The sequence below is a fragment of the Cetobacterium sp. NK01 genome (assembly GCF_024506395.1).
GTDB classification, from domain to species: domain Bacteria; phylum Fusobacteriota; class Fusobacteriia; order Fusobacteriales; family Fusobacteriaceae; genus Cetobacterium_A; species Cetobacterium_A somerae_A.
In genome coordinates, this window is sequence record NZ_JANIBO010000001.1 from 1 (window position 1) to 16,624 (window position 16,624).

Here is a 16,624-nt window from a genome sequence, read left to right on the forward strand (position 1 = left end):
TTGAATTCAACAAATGTGGGGATACTAAATCTTTTGTATCAAGGAAGTTTTCATCCAAAAGATTTATCAACGTACTTAGAGATAGATAGTAAAACTTTAGTTAAAAATATATCTCAATTAAATAGAGAGTTAGGGGATTTAAAGCTAAATGAAATCCAGTTAATAGATGGAAAATATCAGCTGCACTTAGAAAGAAATCAATGGAATTTTATTTTAAATAGTAAAGAGTTTATGAGTTCAGATGATATTATAGATTATTTGTATTTAAAGTTTATTTTTAATGGTTTTATAAATTTAGAGTCTGAAAAAAATCATTTTCAAATATCTAGAAGCTCTATAAATAGATATTTTTTAGTAGTAAAAAATATCTTAGGTAAAAATAAAAGTACCTATAGGTATGAAAATGGAAAAGGACTTAGACTTATAGAGCTGTCAACTTTAGATAAGAATCTATTTTGTAAAAAGTTAATAAAAGTATTCGTAAAGTGTGAGTTTATTATAACTCCAGAGACTGTTTATTATTCACTCTTTAAAGATTCTAAAAATGATGGATTTTTAGAGAAAATATATGACGTCTTTGTAAAAATAGATGTTCCAGCGACAAAGTTTATGATTGCTTTTTCTTTTGCATTAAAAATATGTGTAGACACTTTTGGTGGATTTGAAAATATTGGTAAAAAATATAATCACTTAGAGGAGTATAAAGAGAGTGAAAAAGAGATTAATTTCATTCTAAAAGGGTATTCTAAAAAATATAAAGAACAGATTTTTTCATTTTTATTAAATTTAAAAAATAAAGAAAGTTTTTTTGAAAAAGAAACAGCAGAACGAGCAAAGATACTGATGAAAGAGTTGAAAAAAAGGTTAAATATTGACTATATAGAAAAAGGATTTGAAGAGCTTTTAATGAAGAAGCTTTATATGTCTCTTTTTAAATATGAAAACAACATTTTAAAAGTATATTCTTCTAAACTTAATAATGATGATAAGAGATTGTTAAAAATAGTTGAAGAAAGTTTAACAAAAACTGAGTTAAAAATATATTTTTATGATAAAATGGTTCTTTTAAATATACTTAAAAAGATTATAATAGAAAACAATAAAAAACATATAAATAACATATTGCTACTTTTTAATGAGATAATTTTACCAAATGACCTTTACTTAAAAGAGAATTTAAAGAAGCAGATACCACATATAAATATAGATATAATGCCATCTTTCCATTTGAGATTTAATTACTCAAATTGTATTAATAATTATGATCTAATACTTAGTGATGAAAAGTATCAAGATGAAAATGTTGAAAAGTTAACAACTTTTAGTTATTTAAAAGTTTTAGAAAAAATAGATAAAAGAGCTATGGAAAATGGTCTTAAAAATATAAAAATAGTTTAATTAGGGAAAGAGGGAAAAGTTATGAATGTGACATCGATACACTTTAAAATAATGTATTGTTTAAGAAGAAATGTCTACTCAGTTGGAGAGTTAGCTGAGATATTAAATATCTCTGAGTTCAAAGTAAAAAGACATATAAAAGATTTAGAGTATCTTTTAGAGGAAGAGTCTATAGAGAACATTCATAATAAAATTAGTAAAAACCCTAAGATTATAGAAAAAATGAGAAGAAAACAGAGTTTTACTCCAGAAGAGAGACAGATGTATGTTATCTTAAAATTTTTAAAAATGGATACAATAAATCTTAGTCAAATAAGTGAAGAGATCGGAGTAACAAGGCGTACTTTAACAAATGATTTAGTAGAGATAAAAGAGATTTTAGAAAAGTTTAATCTAGAGATAAAAAATCAAACAAGATATGGAATTATTTTAGAGGGTGAAGAAAAAGAGAAAAGATATTTTTTTTAACTTTATTTAATAAAGATTTTCATAGAACAAAAATATCTGCCTAAGATATTTGATAAAATGTTTGAAGAGTTTGAAGAGTTTAAGGTATTGATAGATTATTTAAAAGAAAGTTCTATCTATAGTGCTTTTGAGATAAGCTCAATAATGGAGTTTTCAAAGAGAAGAGATAAACAAAATCTTTTAGAACTAAATCCAGAAAAAGCAAGGGAAGCTGAAGATCTAGTTCAATATATGTCAAAGAATCTAAAAAGAGAGATAAAGATTACCAGAGATGTTTTAGAAAGAATAATGCTAATTACAATAGTTAGAGATTATAAAATAAACTTCAATATAGATAGTTTTGATTTAGCTAATTTAACAATGATTTTTTTAAGTATTGTGTATTATGACACAAAAAAAGAGATAGATAAGTTAAAAGAGATTGCAGTTGTATATAATTTTTTACATAAAAATATGATAATAGATCTATGTGAAGATATTGGATTAAAAGAGAATGAAGGGATGTATAAATTAGTTCCTATATTTGATTTAGAGGATTTTTTAAAAGAGAGTGCACCTAAAGCTGTTATAACTTTTGAAGATTTAGATCTTTCTAAATACAATATAGATGATAAGATTATAGAGTTTAATTTTCCAATAACAAAATATGACAAACTAAAGTTAAAACCTCTTATAGAAGGGGTAGAATAAAAAGGAAAGGGTTAGAGAAATCTAACCCTTTTAAATTTTTTGTATATACTGGAACTCTTGGAGTTTGTCATCATTTAAATTTAACTCTTTTGTAAGATCCTCTATAAAAGAGTCACCTAAAATATACTTTAAAATAGAGTAGTATGAGACAATAAAAGGTTTATATTCATCTAAGTCAAAACCTATGGGATTTTCTCTTCTAAAGTGAGGGGATTTAGCTTTTTCAATATCCATACATGGGAAATCAGAATCATTCATAGCGAGATAACTGTTTTTCTTAGTTGGAACAAATATATATAGACTATCCTCCTCTTGAATAATCTCAAGTGGATAGATAGAGCACCAAAGGGGCTTAGTATCAATAATCTCCTCTAAAGAAAAACCGTTGTCTATGCATATCTTATGTATAGCACAAAGGTGTCTGTCAATATGAACACAAGAGCAGGTACATCTGTCAAAAGTTGTATTTACATGCTCCTCTGGAATAAGCATTTTATCTTTTTTTATAGATGTTAGAATTTCACTTTCTGTAAGTCCCTCATATTTTAAAATAGAAATAGCTTTTGTTAAGTTGTCATACTCTTTTAAATTTTTTGATATAACATCTCTAGATTTTTTATTGAACTCATATGGAAACTGTACACAGCAGTTAGTTAAGCAGTTGAAGCAATCAAAATTTGTAAGATGAAGGAAACTGTTAACATCTACAATAGCTTTATACTCTTTATTTTTTATAAAAACTTTTGTGGTAATAGTTTTAATACTTTGAAAATATTTATATACTCTGACTCTATTTTTCTCAGAGATTAGAAAATCTTTATGTAAGAAATAATTCATGAAACACTCCTAAAATTTTATTAGCAATATTAAAATGCTATCCTAAATTATAATATAAAATTTTAAAAAAACCAAGAAAAAAATTTGACAAAAGAAAAAGTATAAAGTATATAAAGTTATTGAAACTAATAACAAGGAGGGGTTTTATGAAAAAAGTTATTTTAGGGTTATCGTTGGCAACTTTAATGCTAACAGGATGTACGGGGAATACAGTTAAAACTGGAGGAAACCAAGATATAGCTTGGAAGTATATAAAGGATCTACCAGTTCCAAAGGGGTATGAAGTACAAAAAGGTGTAGCAGGACCATTAGCAGGAAGCATAGGTGACTATGTAGTTGTAGCAGGAGGAGCTAACTTCCCACACAAATCAGTATTAGAGGGTGGACCAAAGGTAGTGTATTCAGATCTATATTTAATGAAAAAGGTTGGAAGTGGTTTAGAGTTAGTTAAACATACTCAATTACCAAAAGAGATAGGTTATGGAACAGCTATTTCAACAGATAAGGGAATCTACTATGTTGGAGGAACATATCAAACTGGAGTATCAAATGAGATACTATTTATAACTTTAAATGCTGACAAAACAGATGTTGTTGTAAAAACAATAGGAAAATTACCATTTGAATATCACAGTGGAGTAGCAGCACTACGTGGAGATGACATCTACATTGTAACTGGAAAACAGGATAATAAAAATAGTAAGAATTTTTATAAATATAATTTAACAACTGGAAAAACAACAGCTTTAAAAATGTTCCCGGGAACAGAAAGAAGTCAGTCAGTTGGACAGATCTTAAATAATGGAACAGAGGACCTTTTATATGTATTTGGAGGGGGAACTGGAGTTGCCTTTACAGATGGATATGCATATAATTTTGCTAAAGACACTTGGGTAAAAGCAAAAGATGTAGAGGTAAAAGGAAAAGAGATCTCTCTTTTAGGAGCTAGCTCTGTAAAATTGAATAACAATGAGATGTTAGTAATTGGTGGATTTAATAAAGAGGTTTGGGATGATGCAAACCTTAAGTTAGGTTCTTTAAAAGGAAAAGAGTTAGAGCAGTATAGACATGATTATTTCACAAAAGATCCTCAAGATTTTAACTGGAATAAGGATATGTTAGTATATGATGCAAAAAATAACACTTGGAAATCAATAGGTCAAGTTCCATTTATGGCTCCTTGTGGAGAGGGACTAGTAAAAGTTGGAGATACAATTTTCTCAATAAATGGAGAGATTAAACCAGGAGTTAGAAGTGAGCGAATATATCAAGGAACTTTAGTTAAATAATAATAAAAAAAGATCATATTATGAACATAAGTTAACCGCTTAAAACTTCGACAAACTGGGAGTTTTAAGATATAATTCAATTACTGAACTTTTAATGCTCATCAATTTTCTCTCAAATTGATGAAAAAATTTTCTAATTTAAAATAAGCAGGTACATTCCCAGTACCTGTTTATTTATTTTTTGCATTTTTTTTGAAAAAATAAAAATATTTATTAACAAAAAACAGGAAAAAAGAACGGAGAATGGTAGAAAGATATTAACGAAATGAATGGGAGGGGAGATTATGATTGGTGGGCTTTTTAAAAGTAAAAAAGTTATTGCAGCTGAAAAGGATAAAAGAATAATGGAGAATGAGATAAAAAGATTATCACTAGAGATTGTGAGAAAAGATGGTTTTTTAAAATGTAAAAATGATCTATTTATCTCTAAAGAGAAAGCTGGAAAAAATGTTTATGACTGGGAAAAAATGGGAGATGAACTTAAAAAGTACCACGAGGAAAATCAAGCCTTAAAAAAAGAGCTAGAAAAGATAGATAAAATATTATCAATAGAGACTTTAGATAATAACTATTTAATAAAAATAGAAAGATTCATACCTGAAATTAGATTTTCTAATGCTCTAGAAAGTTTAAAAGAGAGCGGAATAATATATGTTCAATGTTTAAATGACTATGTTATAGAAAAATTAGTTGTAGATGTGAAATTAAGAGCAGAGATTATAAAAAGATATAATAACTTCTTAGATGGGGTTATGCCTTGGGATTTAAAAACAAACCTTTTAAAAGGGGAAAAAATAACAAAGATCTATTCAAAATATAGAAAAGTGGTAAATGTTTTAAGTGAAAGATCTATATCTTATATGGATGAGTTAAATTATAATGTTTTAGAGAGTTTTATAGACTATGGATACAATGAAGATGATATAAAAATCCTAAAAGATATATATGATGACTATAGAAAAAAATACCTTATAAGATAAAAATAAAATTACAAAGTTATAAAAAAGCACAGGAGTAATTTCTTGTGCTTTTTTATTCTTTATCACTATAAGTACTAAGGTATTCAAGTATCTTTCTACGAATTCTTTGTATAGTATTGTCTATCTTTTTAGGAGATTCATCTAAAATATTTGCAATCTCTATGTATGTATATTGTTTACAAAGCCAGTGAAAAACATTTTTTTCTAGTTGAGAAAAATTTTCTGTAATATAAAGTTTCAGAAGAGCTGCTAACTCTTTGCCTAAAAGTATATTCTCAGGAGAAGAAAATGGAGTGTTTAAAGATTTATAACTAGTTTTTTCCTGATGTTCACAGTAACCTTGACTGGCCATAGAGTCATTTAAAACTCGATGCTTATCAACATTATGCTTTTTAATAGTTGAGATTATATGTCTTCTTATGCAAAGACTAGCAAAGGTTGAAAAACAAGCATCTTTAGTTTCATCAAAGTTTTTTATAGCTTTAAAAAGACCAATGTATCCCTCTTGAAGCAGATCGTGATGATCAGCACCTTTTAAAAATAAAAATTTAGTATTTTTGTAAACTAATGCATGATATTGTTCAATAATTTTTTCAATAGCTTCTTCATTCCCTTGTTGCGCTTGAGTTAATACACGATTATCAATCATATTTTACCTCCTTTAATAAGCTTAACAACTGTTTGAAAAAGTATAGCATAAGTACTTTTTTTAAGCAATAGATCAATTTTTATTTTTTTTAGTAAAAAAAAAGCAGATATGAAAATCTGCTTTTTAATATAAAATTATTCGCCAGTTGTTTTGCAATAAACATCAAGTTTGTTATATGGAATCTCAATTCCCTCTTGATCAAATCTCTTTTTAACAAGTTCTTGTAGATCGAAGAAAACATCCCAATAAGTCTCTTTTTTAGTCCAAACTCTCATTGTAAAATCAAGTGAGCTTGAATTATGCTTGCTAAGTCTTACAAAGATATCTTTATCTTGAAGAATTAAAGCATGGTTTTTAGCGATATCAGTTAAAAGCTCTTTAACTTTATCAATAGATGTGTCATATGAAACAGAGAATACACAGTCTACTCTTCTTTCATCATTAGCCCCAGCATTAACAATAACTTCACCAGAAAGTTTACCGTTAGGTACAACAACAAACTTGTTATCTACAGTGTGTAAAACAGTGTAAAGGAAAGTTATTCTTTGAACAGTTCCTTCAACGCTACAAGTTATAATATAGTCTCCCTTAGTAAAATATCTAGAAGCAAGTATTTGCATACCACCAGCAAGGTCAGATAAACTTCCTTTTAAGGCAAGTCCAATACCGATACCAATAGATCCAAGAAGTGCTAAGATAGATGTCATTTCAATGCCAAGTATCTGAATTATATTTAAAGCATAAAATATAATTATTAAAATATTTAAAAAAGACTGTAAAAAATGTACTAAAAGTTCGTCAAGTTTTTTTAGTGATAAAAACTTATTAAAAGCTTTCATAACAAAACCTTGAACAGGTCTATAAGTGATCCATAAAACTCCTAAAAAAATCATTTTTTTAATGAATATAGGTGCTGATTTTGCAAGAGCAGCAGTAAACTCATTAATAAAAGTTGATAATGTTTGTTCCATTAAATTATTCCTCCTAAAAATTAAACTCCAAGATAAATTATAAAAGATTTTGAAGAATAAGTCAAAGGAAATTTATACTATTAAAATAGAAATTAAATACTTTTCCATTGTAAAGAAATTTCAAAAGAGTAAAAAAAGAGTAAAAAAAGGAAACTGGAATTTTTTGCACTTAAAATGTTGCAAGTTTTTCATATTTATTTTTTTTATAAGTATTGTTAGTATATTCATGTTGGGGGTGATTAATTTGAATTGTACAAATATAAATATTTTAAATTTATTATATCGTGGAAAATTTTCACAAAGTGATTTAGCTTTATATTTAGATATAGATGATAAATCTATAAGTAAAAATATTCTTCAGCTTAATGTTGAACTAGAGGATTTGGGGTTAAATAAAGTAGAATTAAAAAAAGGGAGATACTATTTAAATTTAACAAAGGATAAATGGAGGGCTCTTTTAGGAAGCAAAGAGTCTATGAGTCCAGAGGATATAGTTGATTATTTATATATAAAATTTATCTATAAAGGATTTATAAATTTAGAACAAGAGAAAAGTGAGTTTCAATTATCAAGAAGTACTATAAGTAGATATTTTACCAATGTAAAAAATATATTAAATGAAAATAAAAGTATCTATAAAGTTGAAGTATCTAAAGGAATGAAGTTGTTAGAACTTTCAGAAGAGGATAAAAGAATATTCTGTAAAAAACTTATTAAAGTTATAGTTAAATTAGATTTTTGTTTAACCTCTTCAGTAGTTTATAAAGAGTTATTTAAAAATTTTAAAGTAGATGATATTTTACACAGGTTATATAATATATTTGTTTTGGAAAAAATTCATATAACGAAGCTTATAATGGCATTTTCTTTAGTGTTAAAAATTTGTGTAGACAAATTTGGAGGGTTTAGTTTTTGTCAAAAAATTGATGATGATATCTTAAAAAATAGAGTGGAAAGGGAATTAAGTGAGTGCTCTAAAGAGTATAAAAATCAGCTGAGTTTATTTTTAATAAATCTAAAGAATAATCATAGTTTTTTAGAAGAAAAAATTATAGAAAAAGCCAAGCTTTTTACAAGAGAGTTAAAAAAAGAGCTAAAAGTAGAGACTATTGAAAGTGAAGTTGAGCAACTTTTAAGAAGAAAAATAGATATATCTATTTTTAAATATGAGAATAAGATTTTAAATGTATGCTCTTATAAGCTTACAGTAGAGGATGAAAAAATACTTAGTTTAGTAAGAAGAGTTTTAAAAAAAATAGATTTAGATATCTATTTTTATGACAAGATAACTATTGTAAATGTAATAAAAAAGATTTTAATTGAAAGTAATAAAAGAAAAATAAATAAAATATTGTTACTTTTTAATGAGACTATTTTGCCAAATGACACATACTTAATAGCTAATTTAAAAAAGCAGATCTCTCATATAAAGGTGGATATAAAATCAATTTTTTATTTGCAATTAAACTATGAAGAGTGCTGTAAAAAGTATGATTTAGTAGTGAGTGATGAGGATATGAAAGAGAGCGTTGTTCAAAAGATATCAACATTTAGCTATTTAAAAATATTAGAAAAAATAGAGGAGATCTCTTTAAAAAAAGCCATATTTAAACTAAATATTATCTAGATATTATAGTAGGAGTTTGTAAAATACAAACTCCTTTTTTATACTACGAAATTGAAAAATTATTCTTAAAAACTAATCACAAAGGGATAAGGGAAACAATGTTGAAATTTTATCAATCTTGTCCAGGTTTTAAAAGAAGATGAATATTAGAAAATCTTTTTAACGAGTTATTATCTTTTTTTATAAATTCCCATGTTTCTGAATAACTACCTTTTACAGCAAACTCTTCACTTGTAATAAAATCTTTGAACTCATCAAAATTATCTTCATACTGATCATTAAACTTTTCTGCAAGAATTCTTTTTTGATTATCTGGAACATCAATTAAATTATGAAGAACATGCTCTTGATTACATGAAAAATAATAAAGAGAATAGTCTAAAGAAACATTAATCTTATTAAGGCAAGATAGAACGTTTAAATTTTTAGACTTTCTTTCATTACGTTCTACTACTTTTTCTATATGTGGAGCTAGTATATAAGTTTCAGTATATTTAAAGTCTTGTGTTTTAGACGATTTTTTTATTGCATCTTCGCTAATATATGCACCATCCATATCTACTATATGTATAACTTTTAAAATGTCCTCTCTATCTAAAGAAGACCTAGACATCTCTGATTTTATAAGTTCTGCAACTTTTGCCTTTATATTATTATTGCTACTATATCTATCACTTGTTATATCGCTTCTAACAACTTTAAATCTGACCTCTTTACTCTTGTATAAATTTCTTAAACTACCTTCTAAAGCCATTTCATCACTGATACCCTCTACTATTACTATTACAACTTTTTTTCTAGCCATTACTTATCACTTCCGGCTTTTTTAAAAGCTTTTTTTATTTCATAGCTATCAGTTTCATTATATAACTCATCCTTTTTATCACTACTTCCGAGCATTACATTTTTCATATATACATTTCTGATATTGTTTGTAACTTTTATATTTGAAAGTTTTGTATAATTATTTTCTTTATCAGTTGTTGTAAAAACTAAGTTATCTTTATTAAGTACTTCTAAAGGTCTTAAATTATGAGAAGTGAAAATAAGCTGACCTTTTCCATACTTAGAAACAATTTCCAATATTTCACCTAAAAGATACTCAAATATTCCAGCATCTAGCTCATCAACTACCAAACAATAATCAGAATTATTATAAACAACAGTAAATGAACTTAGTATTGAAATTATTTTTTTTATTCCATCAGACTCATATCTTAATGGGATTTCTATATCTCCATTTTTAGAAAACAATTGAAATTTTACCATCTGTGATGATTTTTCATTAAATGACCTAGAAAGTTCTTTAGTAGTAACTGTTAATCCAGGGATTATTTTACTTAAAACTATATTCATTTGCTCTAAAACATTTTGAATGAGATTGTACTCATCTACTTGAACTTCATTAGGTTGATTTAAATAGAGTCCTATCTTTCCATGAGATACTTTGTCATTATTGCTATGTCTAAAACTTAATGGAATTAAAAAGTTTGCATTAATAACTCCTGAATCTCTATTTTCTACAACAGTTAAATTCATAGCTCCATAATATCTCATTGCTTCTAAAACATCAGTTAATTCTTTAAAATTATCTTTTGGTAGTTTATCTAAAAAAACTTTTGAGAAAATTAAACTCCTTCTTTCACTTTGTAATCTACTTTCTAGAACTCTAAATTCTACTCTTGCATCTTCATCAGAAATAAGATAATCTTTTAAATTTTTAGGTGAAATTTCCTTTGTACTGAAAAAAGCTCCTAATACTTTGTATCTTTTACCTTTTTCTCTAGGTAAATCTAAAGAATAAATCTCTTCATCTATTACTCTAAAATCATGTTTTAATACATCACTATCATCATCTTTTACAGTTGATTTTTCTAAAGTAACTTTATATTTTATTGAGCTTAATTTATCTTTAATAAATGCATAAAACTTATATTCTAAGTTTGCACTTCCAGCATCTGCTGATATTAAGTTTATTGTATCTTTAGGTAACTTTTCTCCTGAAATCAAAATTTTTAGTATATTTAAAGATTCAACCACTGCTGTCTTTCCAGAACCATTTTGTCCATAAATACCTATTATATCGGATTGTTTAACATATCCACTTTCATCTATCGATTGAGGCAATTCAATAGATCCATTTTTTACATTTTTTATATTTTTTATGCTTATAGATTTTAATCTAGTAACTGATTTCATACTACACTTCCTTTCTTAAAAATGAAATTTGGAATAAAATATTCTTTTTTCTATTTTAAGCTTTTTTTTAAAAAATTGCAAACTAAAAAAGAGAAATTTTACTTTCTCTTTTAAATAGCACTTTCTAGGATTTAATTAAGTATTTGTGTAAATCTTTAAGTTATCTAATTTTTTAGAGTTTACATAAAATTTGAAGAAGTCTCATTTAGTGAAGAGAGTTCCTCTCTTAAAATAGCTTCGTATTCATCAATAAGTTCTTTTACACATTTAGAGCAAGCTACTCTAAATCTACTTACAATTTCATCATGAGTTTCTCTAGTTTCTAAGTAAAGCTCTTTAAAATATCTCACATTTATCTTTAAAGTTTTTCTATCTTTTTCAAGTTGATCAGAGATTTTACGATCACTTTGAAATCGCCACTCTTTTTTTAAAGCTAGAATTAAAGTGGAGTTTATATTTTTAGAGTATCCCAGTTTATATTCAACTTGACACTTTTCAAAGATAGTTTTAAACTCCTCTAAGGATATTTTAGGAGCTATTTTAAGAACGTTGTTTTTAGTGATCTCATCTAAGTGGAAATTTAAGTAATCTAAAAATAGAGAGTCATATTTATTATTATTCTCTTTTTTTATATTTTCTTTATTTTTAGAAGATAAATAATTAATATTAATATCTATATTGTCAGCAGGATTTTTAGTGAAAGAGTTTTCCGGTAACGGATTTTTAGTAAGTGGTATTAAAGTGTTTTGTTCATAAGTAGTGAGATTAGATTTTATATCTCGAGAGATAATCTCCTCATAGAGATACTCTTTAGAGTCGGAGATATAATAAAATACTGATTGTTCATTTTTTTTAGCAAAAGTAGTGTGACGACATTTGTGCATATATCCGTGAATAATAAGTTCATTGAATATTTTTTTTAATTTGTCTCTTCCAATTTCAAGTTCTTTAGAGATGTTTTCTTGATTTATAACCCAGTTGTTAGGTTTAGAAAGTAAAAATACACCAAGACCACGAGCTAAGATAGATATTTTATTATCTTGTATAAATCCATTTGAAACTTGTGTGAAGTTAGAAGAAAGGCTTCTTTTTAAAATAAAACTAGTCATATTTTACCACTTCTAAGTTTTCTTTTATAAGAGTTTATAACAATTTTAGAAAAATCTTTTGTAGATAAAACTATATATTTATCGTTGTCGTTGTAATTTTCAAAGGGGATGTTGTTGTTTAAAATAGCCTCTTCCACATATTGTGAGTGAATTAGAGTTGTATTGCAAAAAGATGTTTTAAAATCATAGTCCCCATGTAGTGTTTTTAAAAAGTTGAAGATATAGTTTTCAAGCTGTGAATCACTCATATTTTTAAATAAAGCTAGATCTTTTTTCAAAGTTCCTATAAAAATATCAGATTTTTTCATCATAATTATAACCCCCTAGCTATAATAAATGCCTCAATACTTTTTTTAGAAAACAAAAGTCTATTTTTAGGACCATTAGATTCTAAAAAACCAGCAACTTTGTAACGTCTAATCGTTCTAGGTGAACGATTTAAAAATTTTGCAACATCCAATGTTGAATTTGCACCCTTTAAAAGATATAATTTTTCAATTAAAAACATAAAATCCCTCCCTTGTCTTATTTGGATACGTATAAAATATACTATTATAAAACACATGTCAAGAAAAAAACGAAAAATTTTTTCTAGAGAGGACAAAAAAATAAATAATTCTAGAGAGGACAAAATCTATTCTCAAATTTTTTAATTGTGATATGATTAAACTATCTCGAGATAGAAATGAAAAAATAGAAAATAAAAAATGAAGGAGGTAGTATATGAGTATGACAGTAGGAGGAGCAAAAGCAACATTAGAAGCAGTAATTATAAAAACGGAAAAGAGTATTGAAAGAGAGAACGCTTACCAGAAAGAGTTAGCAGATGATAGAGCAACACTTTCTTATATTGAAAAGTTACAAACAGATGGAGAACCATTGCCAGCAGGAAGCCCATATCTTTCATTTACAGAGTGGAAAGAGCAGATAGAAAAAGAGATAAAAGCAGGACAGAACTCAATAGATAGAATCTTAGTTGAAAAGGCAGAACTTATGGCTTTTAGATATTTTGTGGATAATGCTCCAGAGGCGTAGGCCTATGATGAAAATGTTAAAAATAGTTTATACTGTACTAACTTTAGTAGGAGTTTTAGTAACAGGAAATAATACCCTCGTTTTAAGAAATATAGGCGTGAAAGTTGAAAAGATGGCTATCCCCCAAGTCACTTCTCACTCACAGATAAATATCAATTAGTAGAAAACCCCTAGAAAACTCTAGGGGTTTTGTTATGAAATTATAAAAAATAAAAGTTTCAGCTTCTAAGTAAAGCATAAAACGATATAATTTAATCATATTAAGAAACAATGATATTCTTTTTTTAAAAAATATGATATAATATTTATGAATAAAAAAATTTCAAAAAAGGAAGAGATAAAGTTTTCGGTATAAAACTTTTGTGAAATATTTAAAATAAAAAAAATTCTTTCAAAAAAGGAAGAGATAAAGTTTTCGGTATAAAACTTTTGTGAAATATTTAAAATAAAAAAATTTAAGTTAACAGTCCAAAATATCAAGATATTTTAGACCTTAAAAATGATTGTATGAGAGGGGATGAATAAATGAGTTTAAAAAAATTAATATCAATATTCTTTTTGATAAGCAACTTTATCTTTGCTTTAGAAATACAACCAACTATGTTTGAACAAAGAATTGATGGTTCAGGTGGTTATAGAGAATTTATTGTTTCTAATAATACAAATTCAACTCTTAGATACAAGCTAACTATATTTCCTGGGAGTAAAAAAGATAGAGATATGAGTAAATGGACTGAGGTTTCTCCTAAAATTTTAACAATAAAACCTGGAAGAAATGGTATATTTAAAATATTTGTCCAAACTCCTAAAGAGATATCTGATGGAGAGTATGATTATACTTTAAGTTTAAAAACTATGGATTTGCCTAAACTACCTGGAGAAACTGATAAAATAGCATCTGCTGCAAAATTAAATTTTGATTTTAGACTAAACTTTATTGGATATGCAGGAGATTTAAATCCTGATATTGATTTTATCAACCCTGTTGTTTCAACTAATGCTAATGGTAAAACTGTTATTAGCGGAACTATTGTTAATAAAACACCTAAAAGAGGGATATACTGTGCTGTCAACGTGATTAGTGGTGAAAATTCTTTGAATTATTCTGAGATCAGAGTTCCAGTAAATGGAGAAAAACAATTTTCTGTTACACTAGAGCCGAACGTTAAAAAATCTGATATTACAGGAATAACAATACGAAATTTAGAAAATAGTGACATTATTCTTAAAAAACCAATTTAAGTATCAAACTAGAAACGTTATTAAGAAGGGGAACCTTTTTGATATATAAAATACAAGAAAAACTTAGGAGGTAACAAAATGAAAAAACTATTATTCGGTTTATTAGCATTATCAGCAGCTACATTCGCTGCTAACCCTGGAACAGCAACTTCCGCAGATATGCAAATACAAGCAACACTAGCTATAGTAGATGCCACAGATAAGTTAGTTATAGAAGAACTTACTGGCGCAGGAACTTGGCGAGTAGTTTCAGCAATAGTTTCTTTTGATCATGGTACAGTAGCCAAAGGCTCAACAACAACTCCTATTCCAACACTTCAAAGAAGCTTTAGAGTTAGAAAGCTTAATACTACTGGAGTCGATAACTTGACAGGAACAGTTGAAATCGCTTTAGATGGAAATAAAACAGGTATATCTGATGGAAGCTTAGAGTCAGGACCTAATAAAATTAATCATACTTTCAGATTTACTCCAACTGTTACTGTTCCAGTAGCATCTACTGACAAACTTGCTAAGTTTAATATTGAATCTAGTATTCCTAACACTCTTTCTGCTACTCAAGCAGTTGGAGTTTATAGCAGAGTTCAAACAGTTACAGTTGAATTAAAGCCATAGTAATTTCTTTAAATTTAAGGAGAACTACAACTCTGTTCTCCTTTTCTTTAAGCAAATTAGAATCAAAGATAGATTTAAAAAATAATGATATTTTTCTAAAAACTAATTTCAATATGTAACTAGATATATTCTTAAAAAGGGGAACCTTTTTGTATATAAGAAACATAACAAAAATTTAGGAGGTAACAATATGAAAAAACTATTATTTGGTTTATTAGCTTTATCAGCAGCTACGTTCGCTGCTAACCCTGGAACAGCAACTTCTGCAGATATGCAAGTACAAGCAAGATTAGCTATAGTAGATGCTACAGATAAATTAGTTATCGAAGAACTAAATGGTATCGGGAATTGGGGAGTAGTTTCATCAGTAGTTTCTTTTGATCATGGTTCAGTAACTAAAGGAACAACAATAGTTCCTAATCCAACGCTTTTAAGAAAATTTAGAGTTAGAAAACCTAATTCTACTGGAGGTAATTCCTCGTTAGGAACAGTTGCAGTTACTTTAGATGGAAACAATACAGGAACATCTACTGGAACTTTAACTTCAGGAGCTAACTCAATTCCCCATACTTTTAAATTTACTTCAGCTCCTGTAGCAGTTAGTAACATTGCTAATTTTGATATAGAATCTATGATACCTACTCTTGCTGCAGATAAAGCAGTTGGAATTTATAGTAGAGTTCAAACAGTTGAAGTTAAAGTTACTCCGTAATAGTTTCTTTAAATTTAAGGAGAACGAAAGTTCTGTTCTCCTTTTTTTTAAGGAAATTAAAACAAGGGGGGATTTTTTTATGTTAAAAAATATTTGTTTAATCTTTTTTTCCATTGCTTTAAATTTAGCCGCGTATGTAAATATATATCCGGTTTCTTTTGACAAAGCAATTGATGGGAAAGGAAGTGGTCAAGAGTTTACACTGTACAACAAAACAAACAAGGCACTCAGATACAATATCTCACTAAGTGACGATAGATTTCAAACAAATAGCATGAAGAATTGGGTTGAGTTTTATCCTAAAAATATAACAGTTAAACCTGGTAAAAGTGAAAAAATTAAAATGTATATAAAAGCGCCTAAAAATACTCCTAAAGGAGAATATTTAGCTACAGTTGAAATAAAAGAAAATATATTACCTAATTTAGAAAAAAAAGTATCTCAAAACAACATACAATTATTAACTCATTTAAAAATGGATATTGTTGGATATGTAGGAAATTTAAAACCAATATATAAAATTGATAACTTTTCTTACAATATTCAAGAAAATACTCTCTCTGTTAAAGGAACTATTAAAAATAGTGGTGATAGAAGAGGAAGAGTAGCTCTAATCCTATCTAATGGAAAAAATAAATATAACTATAAACTTGGAAATTTAAAACTTAACAAGGGTGAAAGTATTAATATCTCAAAACTTTCTCACAACATTAAAGATCAAAAACTACCTAAAAATTTTAATAAACTTATTTTGAAAGATGAAGATAGCGGTCATATTCTTTCTGAAATCTCTTTATAAGTTT

Annotated in this window: 20 protein-coding genes; 12 read left to right on the plus strand and 8 right to left on the minus strand. The window is 27.0% G+C overall.

Annotated features, from left to right (window positions below; translation table 11 throughout):
* The 3 genes from NON08_RS00005 to NON08_RS00015 form a co-directional block, all read left to right on the plus strand.
* Positions 1-1,398 (plus strand): hypothetical protein (locus NON08_RS00005; protein WP_256689491.1); only part of this gene is annotated, 1,398 nt, incomplete at its 5' end.
* A gap of 21 nt (positions 1,399-1,419) precedes the next feature.
* On the plus strand, positions 1,420-1,866 hold the full coding sequence (locus tag NON08_RS00010) for a helix-turn-helix domain-containing protein (RefSeq protein WP_256689492.1): 447 nt from the start codon (positions 1,420-1,422) through the stop codon (positions 1,864-1,866).
* A gap of 57 nt (positions 1,867-1,923) precedes the next feature.
* Entirely contained in the window at positions 1,924-2,556 is a 633-nt protein-coding gene (locus NON08_RS00015; RefSeq protein WP_256689493.1) for a hypothetical protein, read from the plus strand.
* A gap of 30 nt (positions 2,557-2,586) precedes the next feature.
* On the opposite strand, the gene NON08_RS00020 is transcribed toward NON08_RS00015, so the two are convergent.
* Positions 2,587-3,393, minus strand: a complete 807-nt coding sequence (locus NON08_RS00020; RefSeq protein WP_256689494.1) for a hypothetical protein — start codon at positions 3,391-3,393, stop codon at positions 2,587-2,589.
* Between the two features lie 146 nt (positions 3,394-3,539).
* Between NON08_RS00020 and NON08_RS00025 the strand changes: the two genes are divergently transcribed.
* Together NON08_RS00025 and NON08_RS00030 are read left to right on the plus strand one after the other, a co-directional pair.
* The gene (locus NON08_RS00025) at positions 3,540-4,682 is read left to right on the plus strand and encodes a cyclically-permuted mutarotase family protein (RefSeq protein WP_256689495.1); all 1,143 of its coding nucleotides are present in this window, start codon (positions 3,540-3,542) and stop codon (positions 4,680-4,682) included.
* Between the two features lie 284 nt (positions 4,683-4,966).
* A complete protein-coding gene (locus tag NON08_RS00030) occupies positions 4,967-5,662 on the plus strand; it encodes a hypothetical protein (RefSeq protein WP_256689496.1) in 696 nt (231 codons plus the stop codon).
* 52 nt (positions 5,663-5,714) lie between these two features.
* Here the strand turns inward: NON08_RS00030 and NON08_RS00035 are convergent, their stop codons facing one another.
* Together NON08_RS00035 and NON08_RS00040 are read right to left on the minus strand one after the other, a co-directional pair.
* Positions 5,715-6,311 carry a sigma-70 family RNA polymerase sigma factor gene (locus NON08_RS00035; protein ID WP_256689497.1) on the minus strand — a complete coding sequence of 199 codons (597 nt, stop codon included), beginning with the start codon at positions 6,309-6,311 and terminating at the stop codon, positions 5,715-5,717.
* Between the two features lie 134 nt (positions 6,312-6,445).
* Positions 6,446-7,282, minus strand: coding sequence for a mechanosensitive ion channel family protein (locus NON08_RS00040; RefSeq protein ID WP_256689498.1), 837 nt, complete (start codon positions 7,280-7,282; stop codon positions 6,446-6,448).
* A gap of 244 nt (positions 7,283-7,526) precedes the next feature.
* On the opposite strand from NON08_RS00040, the gene NON08_RS00045 reads away from it, so the two are divergent.
* Positions 7,527-8,909, plus strand: coding sequence for a hypothetical protein (locus tag NON08_RS00045; protein WP_256689499.1), 1,383 nt, complete (start codon positions 7,527-7,529; stop codon positions 8,907-8,909).
* Between the two features lie 112 nt (positions 8,910-9,021).
* On the opposite strand, the gene NON08_RS00050 is transcribed toward NON08_RS00045, so the two are convergent.
* The 5 genes from NON08_RS00050 to NON08_RS00070 form a co-directional block, all read right to left on the minus strand.
* Complete coding sequence (locus NON08_RS00050; RefSeq protein WP_256689500.1) at positions 9,022-9,714, minus strand: hypothetical protein; 693 nt, start codon at positions 9,712-9,714, stop codon at positions 9,022-9,024.
* A complete protein-coding gene (locus tag NON08_RS00055; RefSeq protein WP_256689501.1) occupies positions 9,714-11,108 on the minus strand; it encodes an AAA family ATPase in 1,395 nt (464 codons plus the stop codon). Before NON08_RS00055 ends, NON08_RS00050 begins: the two co-directional genes overlap by 1 nt.
* Positions 11,109-11,287: 179 nt before the next feature.
* Entirely contained in the window at positions 11,288-12,217 is a 930-nt protein-coding gene (locus NON08_RS00060; RefSeq protein ID WP_256689502.1) for a hypothetical protein, read from the minus strand.
* On the minus strand, positions 12,214-12,528 hold the full coding sequence (locus NON08_RS00065) for a hypothetical protein (RefSeq protein WP_256689503.1): 315 nt from the start codon (positions 12,526-12,528) through the stop codon (positions 12,214-12,216). The genes NON08_RS00060 and NON08_RS00065 overlap by 4 nt, the downstream gene beginning before the upstream one ends.
* Positions 12,529-12,530: 2 nt before the next feature.
* Positions 12,531-12,725 carry a helix-turn-helix domain-containing protein gene (locus NON08_RS00070; protein WP_256689504.1) on the minus strand — a complete coding sequence of 65 codons (195 nt, stop codon included), beginning with the start codon at positions 12,723-12,725 and terminating at the stop codon, positions 12,531-12,533.
* Between the two features lie 215 nt (positions 12,726-12,940).
* Here NON08_RS00070 and NON08_RS00075 point away from each other — a divergent pair, with 215 nt between their 5' ends.
* The 6 genes from NON08_RS00075 (at position 12,941) to NON08_RS00100 (ending at position 16,620) form a co-directional block, all read left to right on the plus strand.
* Positions 12,941-13,252, plus strand: coding sequence for a hypothetical protein (locus NON08_RS00075; protein WP_256689505.1), 312 nt, complete (start codon positions 12,941-12,943; stop codon positions 13,250-13,252).
* Between the two features lie 4 nt (positions 13,253-13,256).
* Positions 13,257-13,412 carry a hypothetical protein gene (locus tag NON08_RS00080; protein WP_256689506.1) on the plus strand — a complete coding sequence of 52 codons (156 nt, stop codon included), beginning with the start codon at positions 13,257-13,259 and terminating at the stop codon, positions 13,410-13,412.
* Between the two features lie 365 nt (positions 13,413-13,777).
* Positions 13,778-14,494, plus strand: a complete 717-nt coding sequence (locus tag NON08_RS00085; RefSeq protein WP_256689507.1) for a hypothetical protein — start codon at positions 13,778-13,780, stop codon at positions 14,492-14,494.
* Positions 14,495-14,572: 78 nt separating this feature from the next.
* The gene (locus NON08_RS00090; protein ID WP_256689508.1) at positions 14,573-15,109 is read left to right on the plus strand and encodes a hypothetical protein; all 537 of its coding nucleotides are present in this window, start codon (positions 14,573-14,575) and stop codon (positions 15,107-15,109) included.
* A 190-nt stretch (positions 15,110-15,299) separates the two neighbouring features.
* Positions 15,300-15,821: a hypothetical protein gene (locus tag NON08_RS00095; RefSeq protein WP_256689509.1), complete on the plus strand. Its 522-nt coding sequence runs from the start codon at positions 15,300-15,302 to the stop codon at positions 15,819-15,821.
* Between the two features lie 79 nt (positions 15,822-15,900).
* Positions 15,901-16,620 (plus strand): hypothetical protein, encoded by a 720-nt coding sequence (locus NON08_RS00100; RefSeq protein ID WP_256689510.1) that lies wholly within the window; start codon positions 15,901-15,903, stop codon positions 16,618-16,620.
* Positions 16,621-16,624 lie beyond the last annotated feature (4 nt).